This window comes from Ferrovibrio sp. GW821-FHT12F09 (assembly GCF_058806775.1).
Map to the genome: position 1 here is coordinate 1,121,736 of NZ_JBXAPZ010000002.1, position 25,994 is coordinate 1,147,729.

The window sequence follows — 25,994 nt, forward strand, 5'->3', positions numbered from 1 at the left end:
ATGTCGTTGCCGCCGCCGATCGACCAGACACCTGCCTGGCGCGCCTTGGCTGCCCATGCCCTGGCTGCACGCAACCGGCATCTGCGCGACCTGTTCGCTGCCGATCCCGAACGCTTCAACAGCCTGTCGTTTCGCTGCGGCGACCTGCTGCTGGACCTGTCGCGCCAGCGCATCGAAGCCGAGACGCTGGAGCTGCTGCTCGATCTCGCCCGCACGGCCGATGTGGAAGGCTGGCGCGACCGCATGCTGCGCGGCGAACCGATCAATACCACCGAGAATCGCGCGGCGCTGCATACCGCGCTGCGCCTGCCGGCCACCGGCAGCCTGACCGTCGATGGCACCGATATCGTCGCCTTGGTGCAGGGCGAACTGGTGCGCATGGGCGAGATCATCGATGCGATCCGCGACGGCACCTGGCGCGGCACCACCGAGAAGCCGTTCCGCAGCGTGGTCGCCATGGGCATCGGCGGTTCCGATCTCGGCCCCCGCATGGCGCTGGAAGCGCTTAGCCCCGACCGCCTGCCCGGCATCGACATCCATTTCGTCAGCAATGTGGATGGCGCCGATATCGCCCGCACGCTGGAGAAATGCGAAGCCGAGACCACGCTGTTCATCGTGGCGTCCAAGACCTTCACCACCCAGGAAACCATGGCCAATGCCGAAACGGCGCGGGCCTGGCTGCAGGAAAAACTCGGCCCCGGCATCATCGACTGGCCGCGGCATTTCATGGGCCTGTCGGCCAATACCACGGTGCCGGGCAAGTTCGGCATCCGGCCGGAGCAGGTGCTGCAGTTCTGGGACTGGGTCGGCGGCCGCTATTCGCTGTGGTCGGCCATCGGTTTTCCCATCGCGCTCGGCATCGGCATGGACAAGTTCCGCCAGATGCTGGATGGCGCCCATGCGATGGACCACCATTTCGCCACCACGCCGCTGAACGAGAACCTGCCGGTGCTGATGGCGCTGGCCGGCGTATGGAATGTCAACTTCCTGCGCTCGACCGCGCTGGCCGTGCTACCCTATGACCAGGGGCTGTCCAAGCTGGCTCCCTATCTGCAGCAGGCCGATATGGAGAGCAACGGCAAGAGCGTCGACCGCTGGGGCCGCCCGCTGGGTTACGATACCGGACCTATCGTGTTCGGCGAGCCCGGCACCAATGGTCAGCATGCCTTCTACCAGTTGCTGCATCAGGGACCGCAGACGATTGCCTGCGATTTCATCGCGCCGCTGAAAAGCCGCTACCCGATCGGCCGCCATCACGACATCCTGCTGGCCAATGTCTTCGCCCAGGCCGAAGCGCTGATGCGCGGCAAGACCCGCGAGGAGGCCGAAGCCGAACTGCGCGCCGCCGGCGCCGAGGATGCGGCGGTGGCTGCAACCGCGCCGCATAAGGTCTTCGCCGGCAACCGGCCGAGCACGACCATCCTGCTGCCGCAGATGGATCCCTATCATCTCGGCATGCTGATCGCGCTCTACGAGCACAAGATTTTCGTGCAGGGCACCATCTGGGGCGTGAATTCCTTCGACCAGTGGGGCGTCGAGCTGGGCAAGCAGCTGGCCAAGCCGATCCTGGAAGAGCTCAGCGATGCCTCGGTGCTGCACCCGCATGATTCCGCCACCGGCGGGTTGATCGCCCTGGCGCGCAGCACGCCGCGCGGCTGATCAGTCGGGCTTATAGCCGGCCGCGTTTGTCAGGTCGGCGCCATCGAGTGCGGCGCCGGCCAGATCGGCCTCCTGCAGATCAGCATCCACCAGCACGGCCGCCTTCAGGATGGCGCCGCGCAGATCGGCATGGCGCAGATTGGCGCCGTCCAGATGGGTGGGGAAACTGCGCGTCGCCGCCACCACCAGCGGTCCCAGATCGGCCTTGCGCAGATCGGCATGGCCGAGCTTGGCCCCCTTCAGGTTGGCGCCGCGCAAATCGGCTCCCGCCAGGCGGCAGTTGCGCAGATCGGCGCCGGCCAGCCGCGCACCCTGCATGGCTGCGCCTTCCAGATTGAGACCGAAGAATACCGCCTTCATCGCCATCAGGCCGGTGAGCTGCGCCTTGTAGAGGCTGCCGATCTTGCGCAGGTCGAAATCGCTGAAATCGACCAGCTGACCCTGCGCACCGCCGGACGTCACCCAGAGCGCATGCAGGCGCAATGCCTCTTCCGGGCTCATGCCCAACTCATCCAGCGCCTTGCCAGCCGGCTTGTCGCCCAGCATGCCGTCGGTCTTGGCACCCGAGAGATCGGCCTGCTGCAGCTTGGCATCGGTCAGCACCGCATTGGTAAGCGTTGCTCCGGTGAGCCGCGCGCCGGACAGATCGGCGCCGGACAAGTCTGCATTGGTCAGGTTGGCATGGGCGAGATTGGCGCGCACAAGATTGCAGCCAACCATGATGGCATCGGTGAAATCGGTGTGATGCGCCACGGCGCCGCTCATGCGTGCCCTGGTCAGGTTGGCGCCCTTCATGGCGGCCCCCTGCATCTCGACGGCGCCATGCTTGTGTTCCATGGCGCGGATATCGCGGGTGACTTCGTCGCGCTCGGCGATCACGCCATCGCGCAGGTCGGCATCGAACAGGTTGGCATGGGTCAGATTGGCGCCCTGGAGAATGGCGCCGCGCAAATCGGCGCGCACCAGGCTGGCACCGGTGAGATTGGCATTGCGCAGATCGGCGCCGAACAGCACCGCACGATCGAGGTTGCAGCCGCCCAGGCTGGCGCCATACAGCGCCGCGCCGGTGAAATCCGCATCGCTCAGGTCGGCACCGGCAAACATCATGCCTTCCAGATCGTGGAAGGACAGGATGGCGCGCCGGCCGCCGAACACGCCGTTGCGATAATCCTGATGCAGTTTGACAATTTTGGCGATCTCGGCCTGGGTCGGCTTTTTGCGGACCGTGCCGGATTTGGGCGGCGCCGTATCAGCCGCCAGAGCCTTCGGACTGCTGTCCATCATCTCCTCCGCCGGGCATCAGCCCGTAGAAGAAAAATGGGATCAGGTGGGCATCTTTTCAATGGCAGCAAGGCCATCCTTCATCAGCTTGGTCGCCGCGGGGCCACCGCTGACCAGTTCGAGCATGCGCACTGCACCATAAAGTTGCTGTTTCACAGCTTCCTTGCCCAATGCATTGAACTTACCGGCCTTGATGTCGTTGATCAGTGTACTGCCACCCTGCTCGATCTGACCGCCAAGCTGCTTCAGCGTGCCGCTCACATCCTTGTCGGCGCCAATCTCTCCGGCAACGCGCGCCACTTTCTGAATGGCATAGACGCGATTCTCGGCCTCCACCTTGGCATCGAAGATAGCCTGCTTTACGGCCGCTTCCTGGCCCGGCTCGATGGTCGCGGGCGTTGCCAGGGCGTCCAGAACCTTGGCATCAGCACCGGCGAGCACGCCGGTCTTCACCATATCACGCAGTTTCACGCCGGCCGCATCCATCTCCGGCTGCGGGCCGTCCGCCATACCGTCGGATTTGAGCCGGCCGATCATACGGACGAAATCGTCCACCATGCCGGCAATATTGCCGGCTTCCATCTTGCTGCTGTCGCTGCGCCCGATCGACTTGAAGAAACGCTTGCTGTCGCCGGCAATCATCCGGCGGGCATACTGGCCGGGCTTGAGATCGGGGATCCCGGTCGGCAGGTCGCCCATCTCGCCAAAGACCGGCAGGGCCTGGAACGGGTCGCTCATGCGCGCCAGCACGAAGGCGATCATGTAGCCGGGCTGGCCCGCACCGAAGTTGCACAGGGCCGTGTAGGTTTCCTTGATCACTTCGACCTGGCTGTCGAGGAACCTGCCGACCGGTTTGGGCGACAGTTCTTCGCGTAACGTCTCCAGGAAGGCGGCGATCTCCAGCATGCCCAGCATGTCGATCAGATCGAGCAGAGCGGTTTCGCCACCCAGCTTCGTGACCAGTTCAGCGCGATAGGCGGGCTCGGCCTGGCTGCGTGAAACCTCTTCGCGCAGGCGGCGCGCGGCAATGCCCCACAGCGTCTCGCCCAGCCTGGGGATACGCGGGTCCTCGACGGCCCCCAGAGCCGGCGGCGTCTCGGTCCGCACACTGGCTTCAAGCTGCTTCACCGCGGCCTGGTCGAGGCATTGCAGGACGAAGTCCCAGCAGGGCGCCAGCGATGTACGAGAGATGCGGCCGAACTGCTTGTCACCATCCTCGGGCAATACCAGCAGATCCTCGAAGGGATGGCAGAAAATACGCTGCAGCGTGAGATGCCGCGGCGGCCGGGTCTTCGCCAGGCGCGGACGCAGGGTGCCAAGGGCGGCATCGGCCATGGCCGCCGACAGGATGACGGCGCGCGAGCGCTCGATCAGCAGGGTAAGCTGCGCCACCTTTTCGTCGGGGATCTCGAAAAGCTTGCGCTCGATATCGCGCAGTTCGGAGGCCAGATCGGTCATATCCGTCTCCGTTTCACATGCTCGACGCGGCGCACCATCTCGATGTCGAGCGAGCCCGAATTCCACCCTTCAAGGGCACGCACCTGCATGCGCGTGTTCTCCTGCATTGCCTGCGCGTTCGGCCGGTTCAACGCTTCTTTCTCAGGGATGATGGGCAGAACTCGATAAATTTCCGTTACCGCCGAACGCTGATGGTCGCGATCCTGACCCTCCGCGTCCTTCCACAGCAGCAGGATGAACTCCCAGCCATCCACCGTCCAATACAGCCGCTCGATATCCTTCTGCAGGCTGGCGGTCGCCTTGTCCCAGTTGGCCAATACGCGTTCGGCATAGTCGACCGGACGGATCGCCGCCTCGGCCAGATCCGCGGCAAAATCCTCGGTAAACGCCGCCACCTTGGCAATGCCGCGGGCCAGATCGGCGGCTTCCGACTTGTCGGTGGCCGCCCACTGGTTCAGCTGGTCCGACAGATCGCCGATGCCCTTGACCAGACGCCGCACTCGGCAGTCCTTGGTCGTGCCCGGCATGCCCAGCGGCGCCACCATGCCACCCCATTGCTCCAGGCGGGCATAAAGCTCGTTGGCATTGGTGCCCAGCCGTTTGGCGATATCGCCCAGGCCGCTCTTGATACGCTCGCGGCCGCCGGCGGATGCAAAGTCGGAGACATGCAGATTCATCTGTCCGCCCGACAGCCGTTCCAGCGCCTGCTTGAACAGATAGAAGCGCGTCAGCAGCACCTCGTTGTCATCGTCGGCAATCGCCTCCTCGGCGGCGCGCTGCGCCTCCGGACCGGCAAGCCCGGTTTTGGCGGTCTCCAGGGTGGCGCGTCGCACATTCGGCGGCAGACAGGAATTGCCCGCGAAGATCGCCTCCTGCAACGCCCGGTCATGCATGGTCAGCGAGAAGATGTCGGGCACGTCCTTCCAGCGGATGACGTAGTTGCCCTTCACGCCGGAAAAGGCGGAAACCGTCAGTTCCAGCTGGTCGCGGCTGTCCATGCGCACACGCGCCTGGCTCAGGGCCGGTGTGGTAAAAGCCACCGCCGTGCCGCGCTCCTCGAACTTGGTGGGCTGAAACTGGTGCCCGGCACCTTTTGGAAAATTCATCCCCACGCCTGACGGTAGAATAGCAAAACTCTCACGCCTACTTAATCACAAGGCGCGGGCGGCGCAAACGATCTGGGCTCAGACCGCGAGCCAGGCGCGCGATTTTTCAATGACCCGGATGGTTTCGTCCCAGAGATCCATCCGGTGCAGATCGGCCGGATCGACCCAGGCCACCGCAGCAGCATCGTCGCCCGCCACGGCCTCGCCGCCGGTCCAGCGGGCGACGTAATCGACGATGGTGTAGTGATACAGAACCTGGCCGGCTGCATCCCGCTGGATCGAATCGATGACCTCGACCAAGCCGAGCAATTCGATCTCGACCCCGGTTTCCTCGGCGATCTCGCGCCGGATACCGGCGGCCACCGTCTCGCCCAGGTCCTGGGCGCCCCCTGGCAGGCTCCAGATGCCGGCCCGCGGCGGCTTGCCACGCTGCACCATCAGGACCCGCCCCTCTTTCCAGACGATGGCACCCAGCCCGACCAGCGGCTGCAGGGGGTATTCACGCGACATGACCTGATGCTCCATCGTCCGAGATGGACCGGACCGTAGCAAAAAACGCCGGGGAAATATCTTGGGGGACGGCTCGAACAGGCTGGCGGATCGTTATGCCGCAGCCGGAACCGGAAGGAGCTTTGCGCCGGGCACTGATTTTCGCTATAAGTACAATATCATCAATAGTTTATCTGTGATTATCGCCATTTCATGATTGAAATCCGTCCATTGCGCCTGCGCATTCCGATCCAGCTGGGGCTGCTGGTCGCTGGCTTCATCGTGCTGGTCACCATGAGCCTGACCTCGCTGTGGCTGGCGCGCGAGTCGGATGCTGCCTCGGAAGAGGTCGCCCATACGCTGGAGGTCAACGCCGCCATCGTCACCTATCAGGGCGCAATCCGGCGGGCGGAAAGCGGCCAGCGCGGTTATCTGCTGACGCGCGACAGCAGTTATCTGGCGGATTACGAAATCGGCCTGCGCCGCCTGCGCGAAATCCACAGCGACCTGGAGAAGCTGATCGCCGACAACCCGTCACAACAGCAAAAATTCGCCGCGATCCAGCCGCTGCTGAAAGAAAAGCTGTCCGAACTGGAGCAGACCATCGGGCTGGTGCAGGCCGGCCGTAGCGAGGAAGCCATTGCCATCACCCGTTCCGGGCAGGGCCTCGACCTGATGAACAAGGTCCTGGCGCAGATTTTCGCCATGCTGAACGACGAACGCAGGTTGCTGGAAGAGCGGCGCGACTATTCCGACCGCACCAACCTGCTGCTGTTCATCGTCAATTTCGTCGGCGGCCTGATCATCGCCATCCTGGCGCTGGCCTCGATTTCTCTGATCCGCAAGCGCAGTGGGCAGCTGGCACAGGCCCATGCGGAACTGGCGCAGGCCAATGCCGAACTCGCCAACACCAACCTGCAGCTGGAGGAACGCGTCGCCGAACGCACCGCCGATCTGCGCGAGGCGAACGACGAGATCCAGCGCTTCGCTTTCATTGTCAGTCACGACCTGCGCTCGCCGCTGGTCAACATCATGGGCTTCACCAGCGAGTTGGAGACCCTGCAGGACGACATCTTCGCCGAACACAAACCGGATGAGCCGCCTGCCAAACGCGAGGAACAGCGCAAGGACTTCACGGAAGCACTTGGCTTCATCAAGACCTCGATCGCCAAGATGGATCGCCTGATCAATGCGATCCTGCAGCTGTCGCGCGCCGGCCGGCGTGAATTCACCGCGCAGCCGATTGATCTGGGCGCCCTGTTGAAAACGCTGGCGGCCGACATCGCCCACCGCGCCCAGGAAGCCAACGCGACCATCGAGATCGGCGCCTTGCCTGTCCTCACCAGCGACCGCCTGGCGCTGGAGCAGATCTTCTCCAACCTGCTGGACAATGCGATCAAATACCTGCGCACAGACATTCCCGGCCTGATCGATATCTCCGCCAGCGAGCGTGGCAATTTCGCCGTCATTCAGGTGGCCGATAACGGCCGCGGCATCGACCCCAAGGACCATGAGCGCATCTTCGAGTTATTCCGACGTGCGGGCACCCAGGATCGTCCCGGCGAAGGGATCGGCCTGGCGCATGTGCGTACGCTGGTGCGCCGCATCGGCGGCGCCATCAAGGTCGACAGCGCCTTGAACAAGGGCACGACCTTTACGGTATTTTTACCGAAAAAATGGACACCCTAGAACTGATGTGCAGAAAGCGTTCCGATGCCTGAGAATAAGCCCGTAACCATCGTGATGATCGAGGATGACGAAGGTCATGCGCGGTTGATCGAAAAGAATATCCGCCGTGCCGGCGTCAACAACGAGATCGTGCCCTTCAGTGCTGGCGCGCCGGCGCTGGAATTCCTGCTCGGCCGCGACGGCAGCGGCAGCGAGCATACGGGCCATGCGCTGCTGATCCTGCTCGATCTCAACCTGCCTGACATGCAGGGCACCGATATCCTGAAGGCGGTCAAGGCCAGTCCCGGCGTCAGCCTGTCGCCGGTGGTGGTGCTGACCACGACCGACGACAAGACCGAAATCCAGCGCTGCTACGAGCTGGGCTGCAACGTCTATATCACCAAGCCGGTCAACTATGAGAATTTCGCCCAGGCGATCCGCCAGCTCGGCCTGTTCCTGACCGTGATGCAGGTGCCCGAGAACGGCAAGCACTGACCGCTGCCGACAGGCGCAAGAAAAACGGCGACCGATGGTCGCCGTTTTCGTTTGCTGGGCCGTGGCCTTTTATTCGGCAGCCTGGCTCACATCTCCATGCAGGATCTGCCACAGCTTCTCTGCGGTCGCCGGCATATCGACATGCTTGACGCCCAGATCGGCCAGCGCATCGACCACGGCACTGATCGTGGCCGGCGCCGAGCCCACCGCACCCGCCTCGCCTGCGCCCTTGACGCCCAGCGGATTGGTCTTGCACGGCACTTCGCACAGGATCACGTCGATCTCGGGGAAATTGTCGGCGCGCGGCATGCAATAGTCGGTGAAACTGCCGGTCAGCAACTGGCCGTCTGCGTCATAGACGGTCCGCTCATACAGCGCCTGGCCCACGCCCTGCACCACACCGCCATGAATCTGGCCTTTCACGATGGTGGGGTTGATGACCTTGCCCATATCGTCGGCCACCACATAGCGCACCACTTCGGCTGTACCGGTGGCCTCGTCGATCTCCACCTCGCAAGCATGGCAGCCATTGGGGAAGGTGATCGCCTGAATCTGATGATCGACGGCCGTGTCGAGCCCGGCAGCCTGGCCGTAGGCAACCCCTGAGCGCTTCCGCGCCTCCTCCGCGACATCCATGATGCCGACGGCGCGGTCGGTGCCGGCAACGCTGAAGCGGCCAGCGGCGAATTCGATATCGCCGGCCGCGGTTTCCAGCATGTCGGCAGCCACCGCCTTGCCCTTCTCGACGATCGCATCCTTGGTCTTCAGGATGGCGCCACCCTGCGAATAGAGCGAGCGCGCACCGCCGGTGCCGCCACCGGTGGGGATCATGTCGCTGTCGCCCTGCTTGATGCGGATCTTGTCGAAGTCTACGCCAAGCTGATCGGCGACGATCTCGGTATAGGCGGTTTCATGGCCCTGGCCTGTCGACTGCGTACCGACATAGACATCGACATAGCCGTCTTCGGCAAAGCGGATTTCCGCCCGTTCGGTCGGCGCCCCGCCGGTGGCTTCCAGGTAATAGGCCATGCCGATGCCGCGGCGTTTGCCGTTCTTCTTCGCTGCGGTACGCCGTGCCTCGAAGCCGGCCCAGTCGATGGCCTTCAGCGCAGTATCGGCGGTGTTTTCGAACTCGCCGGAGTCGTAGACCAGGCCCATGGCGCTGGTCCAGGGGAAGGCGGTCGGCGGAATGTAGTTCTTGCGGCGCAGCTCGGCGCGGTCGATGCCCAGCTCGCGCGCGGCGACATCGATCAGGCGCTCCATGATGTAGTTCGATTCCGGGCGGCCGGCGCCGCGATAGGCATCCACCGGCACGGTATTGGTGAACACGCCCTCGACACGGCTGTGCACCGCCTGGAAACGATAGACCGAGGACAGCACCTTGGTGCCGGCCATGGTGGGAATCATCGGCGCATAGGTCGACAGGTAAGCACCCATATCGGCGATGTTGTGAATCCGCAGCGCCAGGAAGTTGTGATCCTTGTCCAGCGCCATCTCGGCATGGGTCAGGTTGGCGCGGCCATGCGTATCGGTGAGGAAGGCCTCGCTGCGTTCTGAAGTCCATTTGACCGGACGGCCGAGCGCGCGGGCGGCAAACAGGGTGAGCACCTGTTCGGGATAGATGAAGATCTTCATGCCGAAGCCGCCGCCGACGTCATCGGTGAAGACGGCGAATTTCTCGTCCGGCAGGCCGAAGATCTTGGCCAGCAGCTTTTTCTGGACCCAGACGCCCTGGGTCGGCACATGCAGGGAGAACCGGCCGGTCTGCTTGTCGAAGGCGGCGAGCGACACGCGTGCTTCCATCGAGGCGACGACGATGCGGTTGTTTTCCAGCGTCAGCTTTACGGTCTTGGCGGCACCGGCGAAGATGCCATCCACCTTCGCCTTGTCGCCCACTTCCCAGTCGAAGACGCGGTTGTTCGGCGCCTGCGGCCAGATCTGCGGCTGGCCGGCATCCATGGCGGTGGCCAGATCGGCCGCTGCCGGCAGGCTGTCGTAATCCACCTCGATCAGTTCGGCGGCATCGCGCGCCTGCGCCACCGTCTCGGCGACGACGAAGGCGACCGGATCGCCCACATGGCGCACCATGCCGTCGGCCAGCGCCGGACGCGGCGGGTCGGCGCGGTTGCTGCCATCGCGGTTCTTGAGCGGGATGGTGCAGGGCAGGTCGCCGATATTGGCGGCCTTGAGATCGGCCACCGTGTAGACCGCCAGCACGCCAGGGGCGTCCTTTGCGGTGGTGGTGTCGATCTTGAGGATTTTCGCATGGGCGTGCGGCGAACGCAGGAAGACACCATAGGCCTGACCAGCCAGGCTGATGTCATCGGCATAGCGGCCCTTGCCGGTGATGAAGCGCTGGTCCTCGACACGGCGAACCGGCTGGCTCTGGCCGAACTTGGTCATGCGGGCAATCCTTTCAGGGCAGGCGCCTTGCCGGCGCCACGGGGGGCATTTTGGGGACAAATGATAGGCATTCCGCCTGCCCTTTCAACCCGTCGGATTGCACGGATGCAATCCGGTCCCCAGGCACTTCCCGGTGCCTTATGGCCCGTAGGCGCGCAGCGAACGATAGGTCCAGAAGGGCAGCGCACCCATGATCACGCAGGCGCCCGAGAACAGGAAGACCGCGGTGTAGCCGCCGGTCAGATCGTGCAGCGTCGCGCCGCAGAGCGTGCCGAAGGCGACGCCAAGACCGCCGCCCACCAGGATGGTGCCGAAAATCATGCCGAAGCGGGGACCGTGGAAAATCCGCGCCGCCGTGGCGCCCACCATCGGGCCGCGGGCGCCGAACGACAGACCGACCAGCAGGACAAACGCCCACAGCACGATATCGGCGGGCCACAGCTTCAGCAGCCAGAGCGCGCCCAGCCCTGCCAGACTGAAGGCATAGGACAGTGCCGCCGAGGTGTGGCGGCCGATGCGCCCATCCATCCAGGCGAAGCCGAGAATGCCGACCGGCGTCAGCACGCCGATCAGGCCGTAGATCGAGGCGGCTTTCAGCGGCGCGTAACCCAGTTCGACCAGATAGACGACCGCCTGCACCATCACCGAGAACATGCCCGCCGAGGTAAAGAAGAAGACTGAGGCCAAACCCCAGAAGGCCGGGTTGCGCATCGCTGTGCCGATGGTCCATTCGATGGCGACGATCTTTTCCACCACATCCGTGCCATCACGATTGACCGGCGGCGGCGGACGGATGCGGCCAACCTGGGCCGTGGGCCAGGACACCAGCAGCAGGATGGGCGATACCAGCACCGCAATCGCGGCTAGCATGCGATAGGCATTGCGCCAGCCCCAGGTCTCGATCACGAACTGGGCCAGCGGCACCAGCAGCAGCGAACCGATGCCCAGACCGGCATAGACCACGCTCATGGCGCGCGAGAGTTTCACATTTTCGAACCAGCGCGCCAGCAGCGCCGAATGCGGCGCGTTGCCCAGGCAGGCCGCACCGCTGCCGAGACCGAGGCCGATGAACAGGTAGAGCTGCCATAGCGATCCGGCAAAGGAGGCAAGCAGCAGGCCGGCCGCCAGCAGGATCAGGCCGCCGGCATAGAGCCGCAACGGGCCGAAGCGGTCGAAGCAGTAGCCGGCCAGCGGCGCGCAGATGCCGGCCAGCAGCATCTGCAGCGAATAGATCGCGGCCACATCGGCGCGGTTGGCCTGGAACTCCACCGTCAGCGCCAGCAGGAAGGTGGTAAAGGCCTCGCCGCTGCCGCGTGACAGCACATTCAGCACAAAGCAGATGCCGACCAGAAGGAAAGCCGTGCGGGCCGCCGATGCGCGTCCTGTTCCGTCCTCCGGCATGCGATCAGGACTCCATGCCGGCTTCGGCCTGGCGCAGCATTTGCCGGGCGATCACCAGCTGCTGGATCTGGCTGGTGCCTTCATACAGCCGGAACAGCCGCACATCGCGGTAGAAGCGCTCGACCGCATAGTCCTGGATATAACCGGCGCCGCCATGAATCTGCACGGCGCGATCCGCCACGCGACCAACCATCTCGGAGGCGAACAGCTTGCAGCTGCTGGCCTCCATCGACACATTCTCGCCGGCGGCATAGCGCTTGGCCGCGTCGCGCACCATGCAGCGCGCCGCATAGGCCTCGGTCTTGCTGTCGGCCAGCATGGCCTGGATCAGCTGGAACTCGGCAATCGCCTGGCCGAACTGCCTGCGCTCGCGCGCATAGCTCAGCGATTCATGGATCAGGCGTTCGGCGGCACCAACACACATGGCGGAGATATGCAGCCGGCCGCGATCCAGCACCTTCATCGCCGTCTTGAAGCCCTGGCCTTCGCGGCCGCCGATGATATTCACCGCCGGCACTTTCGCATTGTCGAAGATCACGTCGGCGGTATGCGAGCCGCGCTGGCCCATCTTCTTGTCGGGTTTTCCGATCGTGATGCCTGGCGTATTGGCCTCGACGATGAAGGCGGTGACGCCGCCGGCGCCCTTGTTCGCGGGATCGGTGCGCGCCATCAGGGTGAAGATGCCGGCATGGGGTGCATTGGTGATGAAGCGCTTGGTGCCATTGACGATGTAATGATCGCCTTGTTTCTCGGCACGGGTCTTCACGCTGGCCGCATCGGAGCCGGCATCGGGTTCGGTGAGCGCAAAGGATGAGATCACTGCCCCGCTCGCCAGCTTCGGCAGCCAGGTTGCCTTCTGCTCCGGTGTGCCGTCGATCAGGATGCCCTGGCTGCCGATGCCGACATTGGTGCCGAACAGGCTGCGGAAGGCCGGCGAGGTCCAACCCAGCTCGAAGACCAGATCGACCTCTTCGGCCAGGTTGAGGCCGAGGCCGCCGTATTCTTCCGGGATGGAAAGACCGAACAGGCCCATATCGGCAAAGGCCCGGCGGATATCGTCCGGCACCCTGTCTTCCTCGGCCACCTGCTGTTCGAGGGGAACCAGCCGCTCGCGAACGAAGCGGCGCAGACCCTGCCGGGTCTGTTCAAGGGTATCCGTATCCATCGTCGTCACTCTGCCAAAAGGTCTGGCGCCAGCTTGGCACAATCAGGCACAGGCGCAAGACGGACAGGAAAAAACTTCGCCCTCACCCGCGCCGGAACGCAATCGCCGCGAGCCAGCCGGAAAACACTGCCAGCAGCACGGCGACCAGGCCGTAGACCGCCGGCTCGGTGCGCGAGAAATCATAGACCTCCTGCTCGATGCCCTGCTTGTCGATGAACAGCGGCGTCGACTGCGCGGCAACGATGCGTTCGTCGCGCACCAGATAGACTTCGGTCTGGTAGGTGCCGACCGGCACGGTGGAGGGAAAGCTGATTTCGGTGCGGAACAGCTTTGGGCCCAGGAAATCGATGGCGCCGATATTCTCGCGATAGAGCCCGTCGCGGATTTTCAGACGCACGATGGATTTCTCGTAATCGCCGATGGTTTCGCCGCGACGCAGGCCGAGATAGCGGAAGCGCAGATTGCCGGTGCCGATCTGCAGGCGCTGCAACAGGCTGCGCGGCGCGATCTGGTCCAGCGGCTTGCTGGTCGCCACCGCATAATAGGACGGCACGTTGTCAAAGCTCTCCGAGCGCCGTGTCAGCCACAGGCCGAGCGTCGGCCGCTTGCGCCGCACCACCGAGGTGGCGGTGGGGCCGCGCACCACCACAATCACCTCGCCGGGTTCATCGATGGCGCCGAACAGCAGCAGTTCCGTGCCGGTGAAGCTGGAGGTGATGGCGATCAGATGCGATGACAGGTCGGTAATCAGCGGCGCATCGGCCGGCGCCGGGCCGCGCGGTGCGTTCGGCGTCGCCTGCGCCAGGGCTTTTCCGGCGCCGAACAGCAGCAGCAGGACCAGCAGCAGCCGCGTCATCGTGGCCCCGCCTCAAGGAAGAACTGGTCATCGGGCGGCAGGATCAGTTCGATGGCAAGCGCAATGGCGACGGCCAGCACCAGGGCGGCCAGCAGGCCGCGGATCTGTTCGCCACGCAGGCGCGCCCCATGGCGCACGCCGTATTGCGCCCCGATCACCGAGCCCACCAGCAAAAGCAGCGCCAGCGTCACATCCACCGTTTGGGTGGTGATGGCATGCAGCATGGTCACATTGGCGGTGACGAAGATGATCTGGAACAGCGAGGTGCCAACAACGATGGCGGTGGGCATGCCGAGCAGGTAGATCATCGCCGGCACCAGCAGGAAGCCGGCGCCCACGCCCATGATGGCCGCCAGAATGCCGACCAGGACGCCGAGCACCAGTGGCAGCAGCATGCTGATATAGAGCTGCGACTTGCGGAACCGCATCTTGAACGGCAGCGCGCGGATCAGTGGATGATCGTTCAGCCGCTTGCGTCGCACCGGCGGCTTGCTGCTCGGCTTGGCCCGCAGCGCCCGAATGCTTTCGGTCAGCATCATGCTGCCGATGGTGCCGAGGATGATGACGTAAGACAGCGCGATCACCGCATCGAGCTGGCCGAGGCGCTTGAGCACGGTGAAGAGATAGGCACCGAAACTGGACCCGATGAGGCCGCCGACCAGCAGCACGCCGCCCATCTTGAAATCGACATTGTCCTTGCGCCAGTGAGCGTAGACCGCCGAAACGCTGGCCGCCACCACCTGGTTGGCCGAGGTGGCCACCGCCACCGGGGGCGGCACGCCGATGAAGATCAGCATGGGCGTGAGCAGGAAGCCACCGCCGACGCCGAACAGGCCAGAGAGATAACCCACCGCCCCGCCGAGCCCGAGCAGCAGCCAGATGCTGACCGAAAGCTCGGCGATGGGGAGGTAGATCTGCATAATTGTCGAAAGACCCTGACGAACGCGCGACCGGCTTGGCAGGCCAGCTTAGAAGCCTTTTAGCAAAGTGGCACGGTTATCGTTGCGATTTTGTTGCGTCTGTTATTTTGCCGCAGAGGCCGTTGCCGGCCCCGCCACGGACACGCCGGCCCGTTCCAGCTCGCGGCCGATGCCGCCGGACAGGAAGGCGAAATACATGCGGAAGTCCGAAATGAAGGACCAGAGCGGGTATTTGAAACTGGCCGGTTTATTCTTCTCGACGAAGAAATGTCCGATCCAGGCCGGGCCGTAGCCGATCAGCAGGGCGCCCACCAGCCAGTACCACTGGCCGGTCAGGATCAGGGCGGCCAGGCTGGCCAGCGCCAGGGTGGTGCCGAAGTAGTGCCAGGCCCGGGTGACCGGCTTGGCATGCTCCCGCAGATAGAAGGGCCAGAACTCCGCATAGGTAGATATCCGATTGTCGGACATTGTTGTTTCCTCCATAATTGCCAGCCTATGGCTTTTGCCATATTTGCCGGATTTCCGGTAATTAATTCAACATTTGCCTACGAACGAGATTCGAGTTGACGTTGACGTAAGCGTAAACTAAGACTCGACCCGATCAAAATTTGAGCCTTTAGGGAGGGCCTGCCGTGTCGGATATAACCTACACGATCACCGATCTGGCGCACGAATTCAAAGTCACTGCGCGCGCCATCCGCTTCTATGAGGACAAGGGGCTGCTGCATCCGTCCCGTCAGGGCATGATGCGGGTCTATGCGAAGCGCGACCGCGCCCGCCTGCTGCTGATCCTGCGTGGCAAGCGCCTGGGCTTCAGCTTGGCCGAAATCCGCGAGATGATCGACCTCTACGACCTGGGCGATGGCCGCGTCGAACAACTGACCCTGACGCTGAAGCGTTCGCGCGACCGCCTGTCCGCCCTGGAACTCCAGCGCAAGGATATCGACGACGCCATCACGCAGCTGAAGCAGGATGTCCGCATCCTGGACGATTTCCTGAAGCTGAACCGCGACCGCCCGGCCGCCGTCACCTTCAAGGATTTCGTGCATGGCCGCATGCAGGACCTGGCTGCCGTCGCCGAATAAGCGGGTGGCGCCGCATTCCGGCGCCACCGTCTCTTCCCGTCCGCCTTTTTATAACCAGATAAACGTCTGTCCGTTCTCGAAGGAGACTCCGTCATGATGCGCAACGTGGTGATTGCCGGCTACGCCCGCTCGCCCTTCACGCTGGCCCGCAAGGGCGCGCTGGCCAAGGTTCGCCCCGACGACCTGACCGCGCAGGTGATCAAGGCCCTGATCGAGCGCACCGGCGTCGACCCCAAAGCCATCGAGGACGTGATTGTCGGCTGCGCCTTCCCTGAGGGCGAGCAGGGCCTGAACGTCGCCCGCCTGATCAGCTTCCTGGCCGGCATCCCGCAGGATGCGGCCGGCACCACGGTGAACCGCTTCTGCGGTTCGTCCATGCAGAGCATCCATCAGGCTGCCGGCGCCATCCAGATGAACGCCGGCGAGGCCTTCATCTGCGCCGGCGTCGAAAGCATGACCCGCGTGCCGATGGGTGGCTTCAACACCCTGCCCAACCCGACCCTGCTGAAGGAATATCCGCAGGCCTATGTCTCCATGGGCATCACCGCGGAAAATCTGGCCAAGAAATACGGCATCGACCGCAAGGCCCAGGAACAGATGGCTGTCGAAAGCCATGCCAAGGCGCTGGCGGCCCAGAAGGCCGGCAAGCTGAAGGACGAGATCGTCGCCATCGTCGACGGCAACAACCGCGTCGAACTCGACGGCTGCATCCGCCCGGAGACCACGGCGGAAGGCCTCGCCGGCCTCAATCCGGCTTTTGATGAGAAGGGCACCGTCACTGCCGGCACCTCGTCACCGCTGACCGATGGCGCGTCCGCCACGCTGGTCTGCTCGGAAGATTTCGCCAAAGCCCATGGCCTCAAGGTCCTGGCCCGCATCAAGTCGGTGGCTGTCGCCGGCTGTGCGCCGGAGATGATGGGCATCGGTCCGGTGCCGGCCACCAAGAAGGCGCTGGAGCGCGCCGGGCTGAAGCTCGGCGATATCGACATCATCGAACTGAACGAAGCCTTCGGCGCCCAGGCGCTCGCCTGCGTCGCCGAAGCCAAATACGACATGAAGAAGGTCAATCTGGACGGCGGCGCCATCGCCTTAGGTCATCCGATGGGCGCCACCGGTGCACGCATCACCGGCAAGGCCGCGTCGCTGCTGAAGCGTGAAGGCAAGCAGTTCGCGCTGGCCACCCAGTGCATCGGCGGCGGTCAGGGCATCGCCACCGTTCTGGAAGCCGTCTAAGTCGCACCGGAGCAGTCAGATCATGACCGAGATCAAGAAAGTCGCGGTGATCGGCGCCGGTGTGATGGGGTCCGGCATTGCCGCCCATGTCGCCAATGCCGGCATCCCCGTCATCCTGCTGGATATCGTGCCGCAGGGTGCCAATGACCGCAGCGCGCTGGCCAAGGGCGCCATCGAGAAGATGCTGAAGACCAAGCCAGCGCCGTTCATGCATCCGCGCGTGGCCAAGCTGGTCACCCCGGGCAATCTGGAAGACGACCTCGACAAGCTGGCCGACGTGGATTGGATCTGCGAGGCGATCATCGAGAATGTCGAGCTGAAGCGGAAGCTCTACGCCCAGCTTGAGCAGAAGCGCAAGAAGGGTTCGATCGTCACTTCGAATACCTCGACGATCCCGCTCGACCTGCTGACCGAAGGCCTGCCGGAAAGCTTCGCCGCCGATTTCGCCGTCACGCATTTCTTCAACCCGCCGCGCTACATGCGGCTGTTCGAACTGGTGAAGGGTCCGAAGACCAAGACCGACGTGGTGGAATCGCTGCGCCAGTTCGGCGACGTCAAGCTCGGTAAGGAAGTGGTCGACTGCAAGGATCGTCCCGGCTTCATCGCCAACCGCATCGGCATCTACTGGTCCACGGTGGCCACCGCGCTGGCCTATGACCTCGGCCTCACCGTCGAGGAAGCCGACAGCATCGTCGGCAAGCCGATGGGCGTGCCCAAGACCGGCATCTTCGGTCTGGCCGACCTCACCGGCATCGACCTCGGCCCCTATGTGGTCGGTTCGATGCTGAAGACCCTGCCCAAGACCGATCCGCTGCATCAGTTCTACAAGGCGGATCACCCGCTGAACGCCCTGATGCAGAAGCTGATCAAGGACGGCTATACCGGCCGCAAGGGCAAGGGCGGCTTCTACCGCGCCCGCGGCAAGGAAGCGCTCGATCTCAAGACCGGTGAATTCCGCGCCAGCATCCGCGCCAATCTCGAATCCGCCAAGGTGGCTCGCAAGGGCCTGCGCGCGCTGGTCGAACACCCCGACAAGGGCGGCCAGTATGCCTGGGGCGTGCTGAGCCGCGTGCTGTCCTATGCCGCCGACCTGGTCCCGGAGATCGTTGACGACATCGCCGCCGTCGATACCGCGATGAAGACCGGCTATGCCTGGAAATACGGCCCCTACCAGCAGATCGACCAGCTCGGCACCCAGTGGTTTGCCGACAAGCTGAAGGCCTCCGGTCTGCCGATCCCGAAGATGGTGGAAATTGCCGCCGGCCGCCCCTTCTACAAGGAAGAGGGCGACAAGGCCTATCGCCTGATGCCGTCGGGCGACTATGCCGAGATCGTGGTGGCGCCCGATGCCTGGATGCTGGCCGACAAGAAGCGCGGCAAGCAGCCGATTTCATCGAACAAGGGTGCCAGCCTGTGGGATGTGGGCGACGGCGTCGCCTGCCTGGAATTCCACACCAAGATGAATGCGGTGGATGCCGACATCATCGCCATGGTCAAGGAAGCCGGCAAAATCGACAAGAAGGGCTTCAAGGCCCTGATCATCGGCCATGACGCCGACAACTTCTCGGTCGGCGCCAATGTCGGCATTGCCTTGTTCCAGGCCAATATCGCCATGTGGCCCGCCATCGAGCAGGGCATCAGCGAAGGCCAGGACGCCTATATGAAGCTGAAATACGCGCCCTTCCCGGTCGTGTCGGCGGTCGCCGGCATGGCGCTGGGCGGCGGTTGCGAGATCACGCTGCATTCCTCCGCCATTCAGGCCCATGCCGAAAGCTATATGGGTCTGGTGGAAGTGGGCGTCGGCGTCATCCCGGGCTGGGGCGGCTGCAAGGAGCTGATCACCCGCGCCATCACCAACAAGCGTCGCCCCGGCGGTCCGATGCCGGCCCTGGCCCAGGTGTTCGAGGCGATCTCGACCGCCAAGGTTGCGACCTCGGCGATGGAAGCCCGCGACATGCTGATCCTGCGCGACAGCGACGGCATCACCATGAACCGTCGTCGCCTGCTGGCCGATGCCAAAGCCAAGGCGCTGAAGCTGGCGGAAGACTACAAGCCGCCGGTGCCGGTGGAGATCAGCCTGCCCGGCCCCACGGCCAAGGCAGCGATGAGCCTGGCCGTCGAAGGCTTCGCCCAGCAGGGCAAGGCCACCAAGCATGATGTCGTTGTCTCCGGCGCGCTGGCCAATGTGGTCTCGGGCGGCAACACCGACATCACCGAAGTGGTGACCGAGAAGAAGCTGCTGGAGCTGGAACGCGAGAACTTCATGGCGCTGATCAAGACCAACGCCACGCTGGACCGCATCGAACATATGCTCACCAAGGGCAAGCCCCTGCGCAATTAAGCAGGGATTGAGGGAGACAGGCCATGCCGAGCTATACCGCCCCGATCAAGGACTTCCAGTTCGTGCTGCACGATGTGCTGCAGATGGAAAAGATGAGCAACCTGCTGGGCTTCACCGATGCCAGCCGCGATGTGATCGATGCCGTGCTGGAAGAAGGCGGCAAGTTCATGAGCGAGGTCACCGCGCCGCTGAACCGCGTTGGCGATCTGGAAGGCTGCAAATGGGACAACGGCGTGGTCACCACGCCGACCGGCTTCAAGGCCGCCTATGAGAAGTATTGCGAGGCCGGCTGGGGCGCGCTGACCGCCGAGGAAAAATACGGCGGCCAGGGCCTGCCCCATGTGCTGGGCATCGCCATGGCAGAAATCCAGTCTTCGGCCAACATGGCCTTTGCCATGTATCCCGGCCTGACCCATGGCGCCTACGAGGCGCTGCTGCGGCATGGCTCGGAAGAGCAGAAGGACACGTATCTGCCCAACATGGCGTCCGGCAAATGGACCGGCACCATGAACCTGACCGAGCCCCATTGCGGCACTGATCTGGGCCTGATGCGCACCAAGGCCGAGCCGCAGGCGGACGGCAGCTACCTGATCACCGGCACCAAGATCTTCATCTCGGCCGGCGAACATGACATGGCCGAAAACATCATCCATCTGGTGCTGGCCAAGATTCCGGGCGGCCCGGAAGGCATCAAGGGCGTCAGCCTCTTCGTGGTGCCGAAATTCCTGGTCAATGCCGATGGCTCGCTGGGTGCCCGCAACGGCGTCTCCTGCGGCTCGATCGAACACAAGATGGGCATCCACGGCAACTCCACCTGCGTGCTGAACTACGACAATGCCAAGGGCTGGCTGGTCGGCAAGATGCACAAGGGCATGCAGGCGATGTTCGTGATGATGAACGCCGCCCGCCTCGGCGTCGGCGTACAGGGCCTCTCCCAGGCCGAGGTCGCCTACCAGAACGCACTCACCTATGCCAATGACCGGCTCCAGGGCCGTTCGATCACCGGCACCAAGAATCCGGAAAAGCCGGCCGATCCGATCATCGTGCATCCCGACATCCGGCGCATGCTGCTGACCATCAAGGCTTTCGTCGAGGGCAGCCGCGCGCTGGCGCTGTGGACCGGCATCGAGTTGGACATCGCCGCCAAGCATCCCGATGAGGAGCGCCGCCAGGAGGCCGACGATCTGGTCGCCTTCCTGACGCCGATGGTGAAGGCCTACATGACCGATTACGGCTACCAGTGCGCAACCATGGCCCAGCAGGTCTATGGCGGCCACGGCTATATCGCCGAATGGGGCATGGAGCAGTTCGTGCGCGATGCCCGCATTGCCATGATCTATGAAGGCGCCAATGGCATCCAGGCGCTCGACCTGGTCGGCCGCAAGCTGCCGACCGGTATCGGCCGCCTCGCCCGCCGCTTCTTCCACCCCGTCTCAAGCTTCATCGAAGAGAACATGATGAATCCCGGCATCGGCAAGGATTTCGTCATGCCGCTGGCCAAGGCCTTTGCCCGCCTGCAGACCGCCACCGCCGTGGTCAGCGAACGCGGCCTGAAGAACCCCGACGAGGCCGGCGCGGCCTCGTGGGATTACCTCAACCTCTTCGCTCTGGTCACGCTCGGCTTCATGTGGGCCCGCATGGCCCAGGTGGCCAAGCAGAAGCTGGCCGAGGGCGCCGAGGACAAGGATTTCTACGAGACCAAGCTGATCACCGCCCGCTTCTTCATGGAGCGCATGCTGCCCGATACGGCGGCACAGCTGGCCAAGATCCAGGCCGGCTCGGAAAGCACCATGATGCTGAAGGCCGCCAATTTCTAAACAGGACTAGCCGTGCAGTGCATGGCCCAAGTCTAGCCGGAGGAAATAACGAGAATGACCGAATACGGCATCCCGCGGAGCATCTACACGGAAGATCATCAGATGTTCCGCGAGGCGGCGCGCAAGTTCTTTGAGCGCGAAGTCATCCCCAATCACGCCAAATGGGAAGAAGACGGCGTGGTGCCGAAGGAAATCTGGCGCAAGGCCGGCGAGAACGGCTTCCTCTGCGCCACCATGCCGGAGGAATACGGCGGCTCGGGCGTCGACCGGCTCTATTCCGCCATCCTGATGGAAGAGCAGGCCTGTACCGGCTGCACTGGCCCGGGCTTCTCGCTGCATTCCGACATCGTCGCGCCCTATATCCTCGCCTATGGTTCGGAAGAGCAGAAAAAAAAGTGGCTGCCCAAGATGGCCACCGGCGAGGTGATCGGCGCCATCGCCATGACCGAGCCGAGCGGCGGCAGCGACCTGCAGGCCGTGAAGACCACCGCGATCAAGGACGGCAACGAATACGTCATCAATGGCCAAAAGACCTTCATCACCAACGGCCAGAATGCCGACCTTGTGATTGTGGTGACCAAGACCAACCCGAAGGAAGGCGCCAAGGGCACCACGCTGTTCCTGGTGGAAGCCGGCCGCGAGGGTTTCACCAAGGGCCGCAACCTGGAAAAGCTGGGCATGAAGGCTCAGGATACCTCGGAGCTGTTCTTCTCCGATGTGCGCGTGCCGCCGGAAAACATGCTGGGCGGCGAAGGCCAGGGCTTCTTCTACCTGATGCAGGAACTGGCCTGGGAGCGGCTGCAGATCGCCATCATGGCGGTGGCCGGCTGCGAGGGCGCCTTGAAATGGACCATCGACTACACCCGCGAGCGCAAGGCTTTCGGCAAGTCGGTCATCGATTTCCAGAACACCAAGTTCGAGCTGGCCGAGCTGAAGACCGAAACCCAGATCGCCCGCGTCTTTGTCGACAAGTGCATCGAACTGGTCGCCCAGCACAAGCTGGACCCGGCCACCGCGGCGATGGCGAAATACTGGTGCAGCGACCTGCAGTGCAAGCTGCTCGACCGCTGCCTGCAGCTGTTCGGTGGCTACGGCTTCATGTGGGAATATCCGATCACCCGCGCCTATGCCGATGCCCGCGTGCAGCGCATCTATGGCGGCACCAACGAAATCATGAAGGAACTGATCAGCCGTACTTTGTAATCCGGGAATCCGGCGGAATAACAAGCCCAGGGAGAGAAACCATGACCGAAGCCTTCATCTATGACGCCGTGCGCACGCCGCGCGGCAAGGGCCGCGCCAGCGGCGCCCTGCATGAAGTGACCCCGATGCGCCTCGCCACCACGGCCCTGGAAGCCGTGCGGGACCGCAACGAGCTCGACACCTCGCTCGTGGACGACGTGGTGCTGGGCTGCGTCATGCCGGTGGGCGAACAAGGCGCCGATATCGCCCGCGTCGCCGTGATCCAGTCCGGTTATGCCGAGACCACCGCCGGCGTGCAGATCAACCGCTTCTGCGCCTCCGGTCTGGAGGCCTGCAACATGGCGGCCGCACAGGTCATGTCCGGCCAGTCGCAGATGGCGATTGGCGGCGGCGTCGAAAGCATGAGCCGCGTGCCGATGGGTTCCGATGGCGGCGCCTGGGCCACCGATCCGGCCGTGGCGATCTCGACCTATTTCGTGCCGCAGGGCATCTCGGCCGACCTGATCGCCACCAAATACGGCTTCAGCCGCGACGATGTCGATTCTTACGCGGTTGAAAGCCAGAAGCGCGCCAAGCGCTCCTGGGACGAAGGCCGCTTCAAGAAGTCGATCATTCCGGTCAAGGACATCAACGGCCTGACGATTCTCGACCGCGACGAGCATCTGCGCCCCGAAACCACCATGCAGACCCTGGCTTCGCTCGATCCGTCCTTCGCCGTGATGGGCGAGCAGTTCGGCTTCGATTCCGTCGCCACCCAGCGCTACCCCGAGGTCGAGCGCATCGAGCATGTGCATCATGCCGGCAATTCATCCGGCATCGTCGACGGCGCCGCCGCCGTGCTGATCGGCAACAAGGAAGCCGGCAAGGCATCCGGCCTGAAGCCGCGCGCCCGCATCCGCAGCTTCGCCTCCATCGGCTCGGAGCCGACCATCATGCTGACCGGACCTTCGTTTGCCGCCGAAAAGGCACTGCGGCTGGCCGGCATGAAGCCCTCGGATATCGACCTCTACGAGCTGAACGAGGCCTTCGCCTCGGTGGTGCTGCGCTTCATGCAGGCGCTGAATATCCCGCATGACAAGATCAACGTGAATGGCGGCGCCATCGCGCTGGGTCATCCGCTGGGTGCTACCGGCGCAATGATCCTGGGCACTATGGTCGACGAACTGGAGCGTACCGGCAAGAGCACGGCGCTGGTCACGCTCTGCGTCGGCGCCGGCATGGGCACCGCCACCATCATCGAGCGCGTCTAAGCGCCATACAGGATCAGGGCAGAAACATGATCGACTATAGCGTTGACGGCGACGGCGTCGCCTCCATTACCTGGAACATGGCCGACCGGCCGATGAACGTGATGAACGGCGACAGCCTCGCCGCCTTCCGCGAGGCGGTCTACAAGGCGATTGGCGACAAGGCCGTGAAGGGTGTGATCGTCACCTCGGCGAAGAACGACTTTGTCGCCGGCGCCGACCTGACCAACCTGCTGAAGGAAAGCAAAGATGCGGCCCAGGCGCTGCAGAACAGCTTCGGCCTGCAGAAGCTGTTCCGCGACATCGAAAAGGCCGGCAAGCCCTTCGTCGCCGCCATGAACGGTACGGCGCTGGGCGGCGGCTACGAGATATGCCTGTCCTGCCATCGCCGCATCGCCGCCGATAATCCGAAAGCGCTGATCGGCCTGCCGGAAGCCACCATCGGGCTGCTGCCGGGTGCCGGCGGTACCCAGCGCCTGCCGCGCCTGATCGGCGTGTCCAAGGCGCTCCCCATGATGCTGGAAGGCAAGAAGGTCGATCCCAAGGCCGCCCTGGCGCTCGGCATGGTCGACGAGGTCGTCGCGCCCGCAGAACTGCTCGCCCGTGCCAAGGCCTGGATCCTGGCCGAGGGCCAGGCCGGTCATGTGAAACCCTGGGATCAGAAGGGCTTCCGCGTGCCGGAAGCCGCCAACACGCCCAAGGGTGCGCAGATCTTCACCGCCGGCAATGCCATGCTGCGCGCCAAGACGCTCGGCAACTATCCCAATGCGCAATACATCATGTCCTGCGTCTATGAGGGCATGCTGGTCGATATCGATACCGGCCTGAAGATCGAAAGCCGCTATTTCGTCGCCTGCACGCAGTCGAAGGAAGCGCGCAACATGATCCGCTCGCTGTTCTTCTCGATCGGCGACGCCAACAAGCTGGCCAATCGCCCGAAGAACGTGCCGACGCAGGCCTATACCAAGATCGGCATCCTCGGCGCAGGCATGATGGGTGCGGGCATCGCCTACTCCGCCTCATCGGCCGGCCTCCAGGTCGTGCTGCTGGACAGCACGCAGGAGTCGGCCGACAAGGGCAAGGCCTATACTGCCGGCCTGCTCGACAAGCGCGTCAAGGCCAGGAAAGCCAGCGAGGCCGACAAGGAGAAGCAGCTCGGTCTGATCACGGCCACGACGTCTTATGACGACCTCAAGGGCTGCGACATGGTGATCGAGGCGGTGTTCGAGGACCGCGCTATTAAGGCCGACGTGACCAAGAAGGCCGAGGCACAGATCGCACCGACCGCCATCTTCGCCTCCAACACCTCGACGCTGCCGATCAGCGGCCTGGCCGAAGCCAGCAGCCGGCCGACCAACTTCATCGGCCTGCATTTCTTCTCGCCGGTCGACAAGATGCCGCTGGTGGAGATCATCCGCGGCAAGCAGACTTCCGACGAGACCCTGGCGCGCGCCATGGACTTCGTGAAGAAGATTCGCAAGACGCCGATTGTCGTCAATGACAGCCGCGGCTTCTACACCAGCCGCGTCTTCGCCACCTATGTGAACGAAGGCCTGACCCTGCTGGCCGAGGGTGTCGCCCCGGCGCTGATCGAGAATGCCGGCAAGGCCGCCGGCATGCCGGTCGGTCCGCTGGCCCTGGCCGACGAAGTGTCGCTGGAGCTGATGCATCGCGTCCGCGCCCAGACGCAGAAGGACCTCGGCGCGGCTTACAAGCCCGATGGCTCGGCCCCGGTGCTGACGCTGATGGTGGAAAAGCTCAGCCGTCTGGGCAAGAAGGCCGGCAAGGGCTTTTACGAGTATCCGGCCGACGGCAAGAAGAAGCTGTGGTCCGGCCTCGCCGAGCAGTTCCCGGTCAAGGCCGAGCAGCCGGCGCTGGCCGATGTGATCAAGCGCATGGTCTATATCCAGTCGGTCGAGACCGCCCGCTGCGTCGAGGAAAACGTCATCATCGACGTCCGTGATGCCGATGTCGGCTCGATCATGGGTTGGGGCTTCCCGCCCTTCCGTGGCGGTACGATCAGCAATATCGACACTGTCGGCGTGCAGCCGTTTGTCGCCGAATGCGACCAGCTGGCGCAGAAGCATGGCGCCCGCTTCACGCCGCCCAAGCTGCTGCGTGACATGGCAGCTGGCGGCAAGAGCTTCTACGCCGCCTGATCTGCAAC

Annotated in this window: 20 protein-coding genes; 10 read left to right on the plus strand and 10 right to left on the minus strand. The window is 63.9% G+C overall.

From position 1 onward, the window contains the following. Positions 1-6 precede the first annotated feature (6 nt). The gene (gene pgi, locus AC1ROB_RS18505; protein WP_492970758.1) at positions 7-1,659 is read left to right on the plus strand and encodes a glucose-6-phosphate isomerase; all 1,653 of its coding nucleotides are present in this window, start codon (positions 7-9) and stop codon (positions 1,657-1,659) included. Here pgi and AC1ROB_RS18510 read toward each other — a convergent pair whose 3' ends face one another. From AC1ROB_RS18510 to AC1ROB_RS18525, 4 genes are all read right to left on the minus strand, one after another. Next, positions 1,660-2,943, minus strand: a complete 1,284-nt coding sequence (locus AC1ROB_RS18510; RefSeq protein WP_492969637.1) for a pentapeptide repeat-containing protein — start codon at positions 2,941-2,943, stop codon at positions 1,660-1,662. A 39-nt stretch (positions 2,944-2,982) separates the two neighbouring features. Next, positions 2,983-4,398: a hypothetical protein gene (locus tag AC1ROB_RS18515; RefSeq protein ID WP_492969636.1), complete on the minus strand. Its 1,416-nt coding sequence runs from the start codon at positions 4,396-4,398 to the stop codon at positions 2,983-2,985. Further along, positions 4,395-5,504, minus strand: coding sequence for a hypothetical protein (locus AC1ROB_RS18520; protein WP_492969635.1), 1,110 nt, complete (start codon positions 5,502-5,504; stop codon positions 4,395-4,397). The genes AC1ROB_RS18515 and AC1ROB_RS18520 overlap by 4 nt, the downstream gene beginning before the upstream one ends. A gap of 78 nt (positions 5,505-5,582) precedes the next feature. Then, complete coding sequence (locus AC1ROB_RS18525) at positions 5,583-6,014, minus strand: NUDIX hydrolase (protein ID WP_492969634.1); 432 nt, start codon at positions 6,012-6,014, stop codon at positions 5,583-5,585. A gap of 192 nt (positions 6,015-6,206) precedes the next feature. Here AC1ROB_RS18525 and AC1ROB_RS18530 point away from each other — a divergent pair, with 192 nt between their 5' ends. Together AC1ROB_RS18530 and AC1ROB_RS18535 are read left to right on the plus strand one after the other, a co-directional pair. After that, on the plus strand, positions 6,207-7,682 hold the full coding sequence (locus tag AC1ROB_RS18530) for a sensor histidine kinase (RefSeq protein WP_492969633.1): 1,476 nt from the start codon (positions 6,207-6,209) through the stop codon (positions 7,680-7,682). A 24-nt stretch (positions 7,683-7,706) separates the two neighbouring features. After that, entirely contained in the window at positions 7,707-8,156 is a 450-nt protein-coding gene (locus AC1ROB_RS18535) for a response regulator (protein WP_492969632.1), read from the plus strand. A 69-nt stretch (positions 8,157-8,225) separates the two neighbouring features. On the opposite strand, the gene AC1ROB_RS18540 is transcribed toward AC1ROB_RS18535, so the two are convergent. The 6 genes from AC1ROB_RS18540 to AC1ROB_RS18565 all read right to left on the minus strand — a co-directional run bounded on the left by AC1ROB_RS18540 (position 8,226) and on the right by AC1ROB_RS18565 (position 15,369). After that, on the minus strand, positions 8,226-10,559 hold the full coding sequence (locus tag AC1ROB_RS18540; RefSeq protein ID WP_492969631.1) for a xanthine dehydrogenase family protein molybdopterin-binding subunit: 2,334 nt from the start codon (positions 10,557-10,559) through the stop codon (positions 8,226-8,228). Between the two features lie 138 nt (positions 10,560-10,697). Next, complete coding sequence (locus AC1ROB_RS18545) at positions 10,698-11,960, minus strand: MFS transporter (protein WP_492969630.1); 1,263 nt, start codon at positions 11,958-11,960, stop codon at positions 10,698-10,700. 4 nt (positions 11,961-11,964) lie between these two features. Then, on the minus strand, positions 11,965-13,125 hold the full coding sequence (locus AC1ROB_RS18550) for an acyl-CoA dehydrogenase family protein (RefSeq protein ID WP_492969629.1): 1,161 nt from the start codon (positions 13,123-13,125) through the stop codon (positions 11,965-11,967). Positions 13,126-13,207: 82 nt separating this feature from the next. Further along, the gene (locus tag AC1ROB_RS18555) at positions 13,208-13,981 is read right to left on the minus strand and encodes a TIGR02186 family protein (RefSeq protein WP_492969628.1); all 774 of its coding nucleotides are present in this window, start codon (positions 13,979-13,981) and stop codon (positions 13,208-13,210) included. Continuing rightward, complete coding sequence (locus AC1ROB_RS18560) at positions 13,978-14,901, minus strand: sulfite exporter TauE/SafE family protein (protein ID WP_492969627.1); 924 nt, start codon at positions 14,899-14,901, stop codon at positions 13,978-13,980. The genes AC1ROB_RS18555 and AC1ROB_RS18560 overlap by 4 nt, the downstream gene beginning before the upstream one ends. 102 nt (positions 14,902-15,003) lie before the next feature. Continuing rightward, positions 15,004-15,369, minus strand: a complete 366-nt coding sequence (locus tag AC1ROB_RS18565; RefSeq protein ID WP_492969626.1) for an Mpo1-like protein — start codon at positions 15,367-15,369, stop codon at positions 15,004-15,006. Between the two features lie 164 nt (positions 15,370-15,533). On the opposite strand from AC1ROB_RS18565, the gene AC1ROB_RS18570 reads away from it, so the two are divergent. From AC1ROB_RS18570 to AC1ROB_RS18600, 7 genes are all read left to right on the plus strand, one after another. Further along, positions 15,534-15,986 carry a MerR family transcriptional regulator gene (locus tag AC1ROB_RS18570; protein WP_492969625.1) on the plus strand — a complete coding sequence of 151 codons (453 nt, stop codon included), beginning with the start codon at positions 15,534-15,536 and terminating at the stop codon, positions 15,984-15,986. 96 nt (positions 15,987-16,082) lie between these two features. After that, a complete protein-coding gene (locus AC1ROB_RS18575) occupies positions 16,083-17,219 on the plus strand; it encodes a thiolase family protein (RefSeq protein ID WP_492970757.1) in 1,137 nt (378 codons plus the stop codon). A 22-nt stretch (positions 17,220-17,241) separates the two neighbouring features. Next, positions 17,242-19,560, plus strand: a complete 2,319-nt coding sequence (locus AC1ROB_RS18580) for a 3-hydroxyacyl-CoA dehydrogenase/enoyl-CoA hydratase family protein (RefSeq protein ID WP_492969624.1) — start codon at positions 17,242-17,244, stop codon at positions 19,558-19,560. Between the two features lie 23 nt (positions 19,561-19,583). Then, complete coding sequence (locus AC1ROB_RS18585; protein WP_492969623.1) at positions 19,584-21,377, plus strand: acyl-CoA dehydrogenase C-terminal domain-containing protein; 1,794 nt, start codon at positions 19,584-19,586, stop codon at positions 21,375-21,377. A gap of 54 nt (positions 21,378-21,431) precedes the next feature. Beyond that, positions 21,432-22,580: an acyl-CoA dehydrogenase family protein gene (locus AC1ROB_RS18590; protein ID WP_492969622.1), complete on the plus strand. Its 1,149-nt coding sequence runs from the start codon at positions 21,432-21,434 to the stop codon at positions 22,578-22,580. A 41-nt stretch (positions 22,581-22,621) separates the two neighbouring features. Next, complete coding sequence (locus tag AC1ROB_RS18595) at positions 22,622-23,830, plus strand: acetyl-CoA C-acetyltransferase (protein ID WP_492969621.1); 1,209 nt, start codon at positions 22,622-22,624, stop codon at positions 23,828-23,830. A 26-nt stretch (positions 23,831-23,856) separates the two neighbouring features. Next, positions 23,857-25,986 carry a 3-hydroxyacyl-CoA dehydrogenase NAD-binding domain-containing protein gene (locus AC1ROB_RS18600; RefSeq protein WP_492969620.1) on the plus strand — a complete coding sequence of 710 codons (2,130 nt, stop codon included), beginning with the start codon at positions 23,857-23,859 and terminating at the stop codon, positions 25,984-25,986. The last annotated feature ends 8 nt before the right edge of the window (positions 25,987-25,994 follow it).

What these genes read in the sequence shown, in the direction of transcription:
- AC1ROB_RS18510 (WP_492969637.1), bottom strand. Translation starts at nt 2,943, where the DNA reads ATGATGGACAGCAGTCCGAAGGCTCTGGCGGCTGATACGGCGCCGCCC.
- AC1ROB_RS18515 (WP_492969636.1), bottom strand. Translation starts at nt 4,398, where the DNA reads ATGACCGATCTGGCCTCCGAACTGCGCGATATCGAGCGCAAGCTTTTC.
- AC1ROB_RS18520 (WP_492969635.1), bottom strand. Translation starts at nt 5,504, where the DNA reads ATGAATTTTCCAAAAGGTGCCGGGCACCAGTTTCAGCCCACCAAGTTC.
- AC1ROB_RS18525 (WP_492969634.1), bottom strand. Translation starts at nt 6,014, where the DNA reads ATGTCGCGTGAATACCCCCTGCAGCCGCTGGTCGGGCTGGGTGCCATC.
- AC1ROB_RS18530 (WP_492969633.1), top strand. Translation starts at nt 6,207, where the DNA reads ATGATTGAAATCCGTCCATTGCGCCTGCGCATTCCGATCCAGCTGGGG.
- AC1ROB_RS18535 (WP_492969632.1), top strand. Translation starts at nt 7,707, where the DNA reads ATGCCTGAGAATAAGCCCGTAACCATCGTGATGATCGAGGATGACGAA.
- AC1ROB_RS18540 (WP_492969631.1), bottom strand. Translation starts at nt 10,559, where the DNA reads ATGACCAAGTTCGGCCAGAGCCAGCCGGTTCGCCGTGTCGAGGACCAG.
- AC1ROB_RS18545 (WP_492969630.1), bottom strand. Translation starts at nt 11,960, where the DNA reads ATGCCGGAGGACGGAACAGGACGCGCATCGGCGGCCCGCACGGCTTTC.
- AC1ROB_RS18550 (WP_492969629.1), bottom strand. Translation starts at nt 13,125, where the DNA reads ATGGATACGGATACCCTTGAACAGACCCGGCAGGGTCTGCGCCGCTTC.
- AC1ROB_RS18555 (WP_492969628.1), bottom strand. Translation starts at nt 13,981, where the DNA reads ATGACGCGGCTGCTGCTGGTCCTGCTGCTGCTGTTCGGCGCCGGAAAA.
- AC1ROB_RS18560 (WP_492969627.1), bottom strand. Translation starts at nt 14,901, where the DNA reads ATGCAGATCTACCTCCCCATCGCCGAGCTTTCGGTCAGCATCTGGCTG.
- AC1ROB_RS18565 (WP_492969626.1), bottom strand. Translation starts at nt 15,369, where the DNA reads ATGTCCGACAATCGGATATCTACCTATGCGGAGTTCTGGCCCTTCTAT.
- AC1ROB_RS18575 (WP_492970757.1), top strand. Translation starts at nt 16,083, where the DNA reads ATGCGCAACGTGGTGATTGCCGGCTACGCCCGCTCGCCCTTCACGCTG.
- AC1ROB_RS18580 (WP_492969624.1), top strand. Translation starts at nt 17,242, where the DNA reads ATGACCGAGATCAAGAAAGTCGCGGTGATCGGCGCCGGTGTGATGGGG.
- AC1ROB_RS18585 (WP_492969623.1), top strand. Translation starts at nt 19,584, where the DNA reads ATGCCGAGCTATACCGCCCCGATCAAGGACTTCCAGTTCGTGCTGCAC.
- AC1ROB_RS18590 (WP_492969622.1), top strand. Translation starts at nt 21,432, where the DNA reads ATGACCGAATACGGCATCCCGCGGAGCATCTACACGGAAGATCATCAG.
- AC1ROB_RS18595 (WP_492969621.1), top strand. Translation starts at nt 22,622, where the DNA reads ATGACCGAAGCCTTCATCTATGACGCCGTGCGCACGCCGCGCGGCAAG.
- AC1ROB_RS18600 (WP_492969620.1), top strand. Translation starts at nt 23,857, where the DNA reads ATGATCGACTATAGCGTTGACGGCGACGGCGTCGCCTCCATTACCTGG.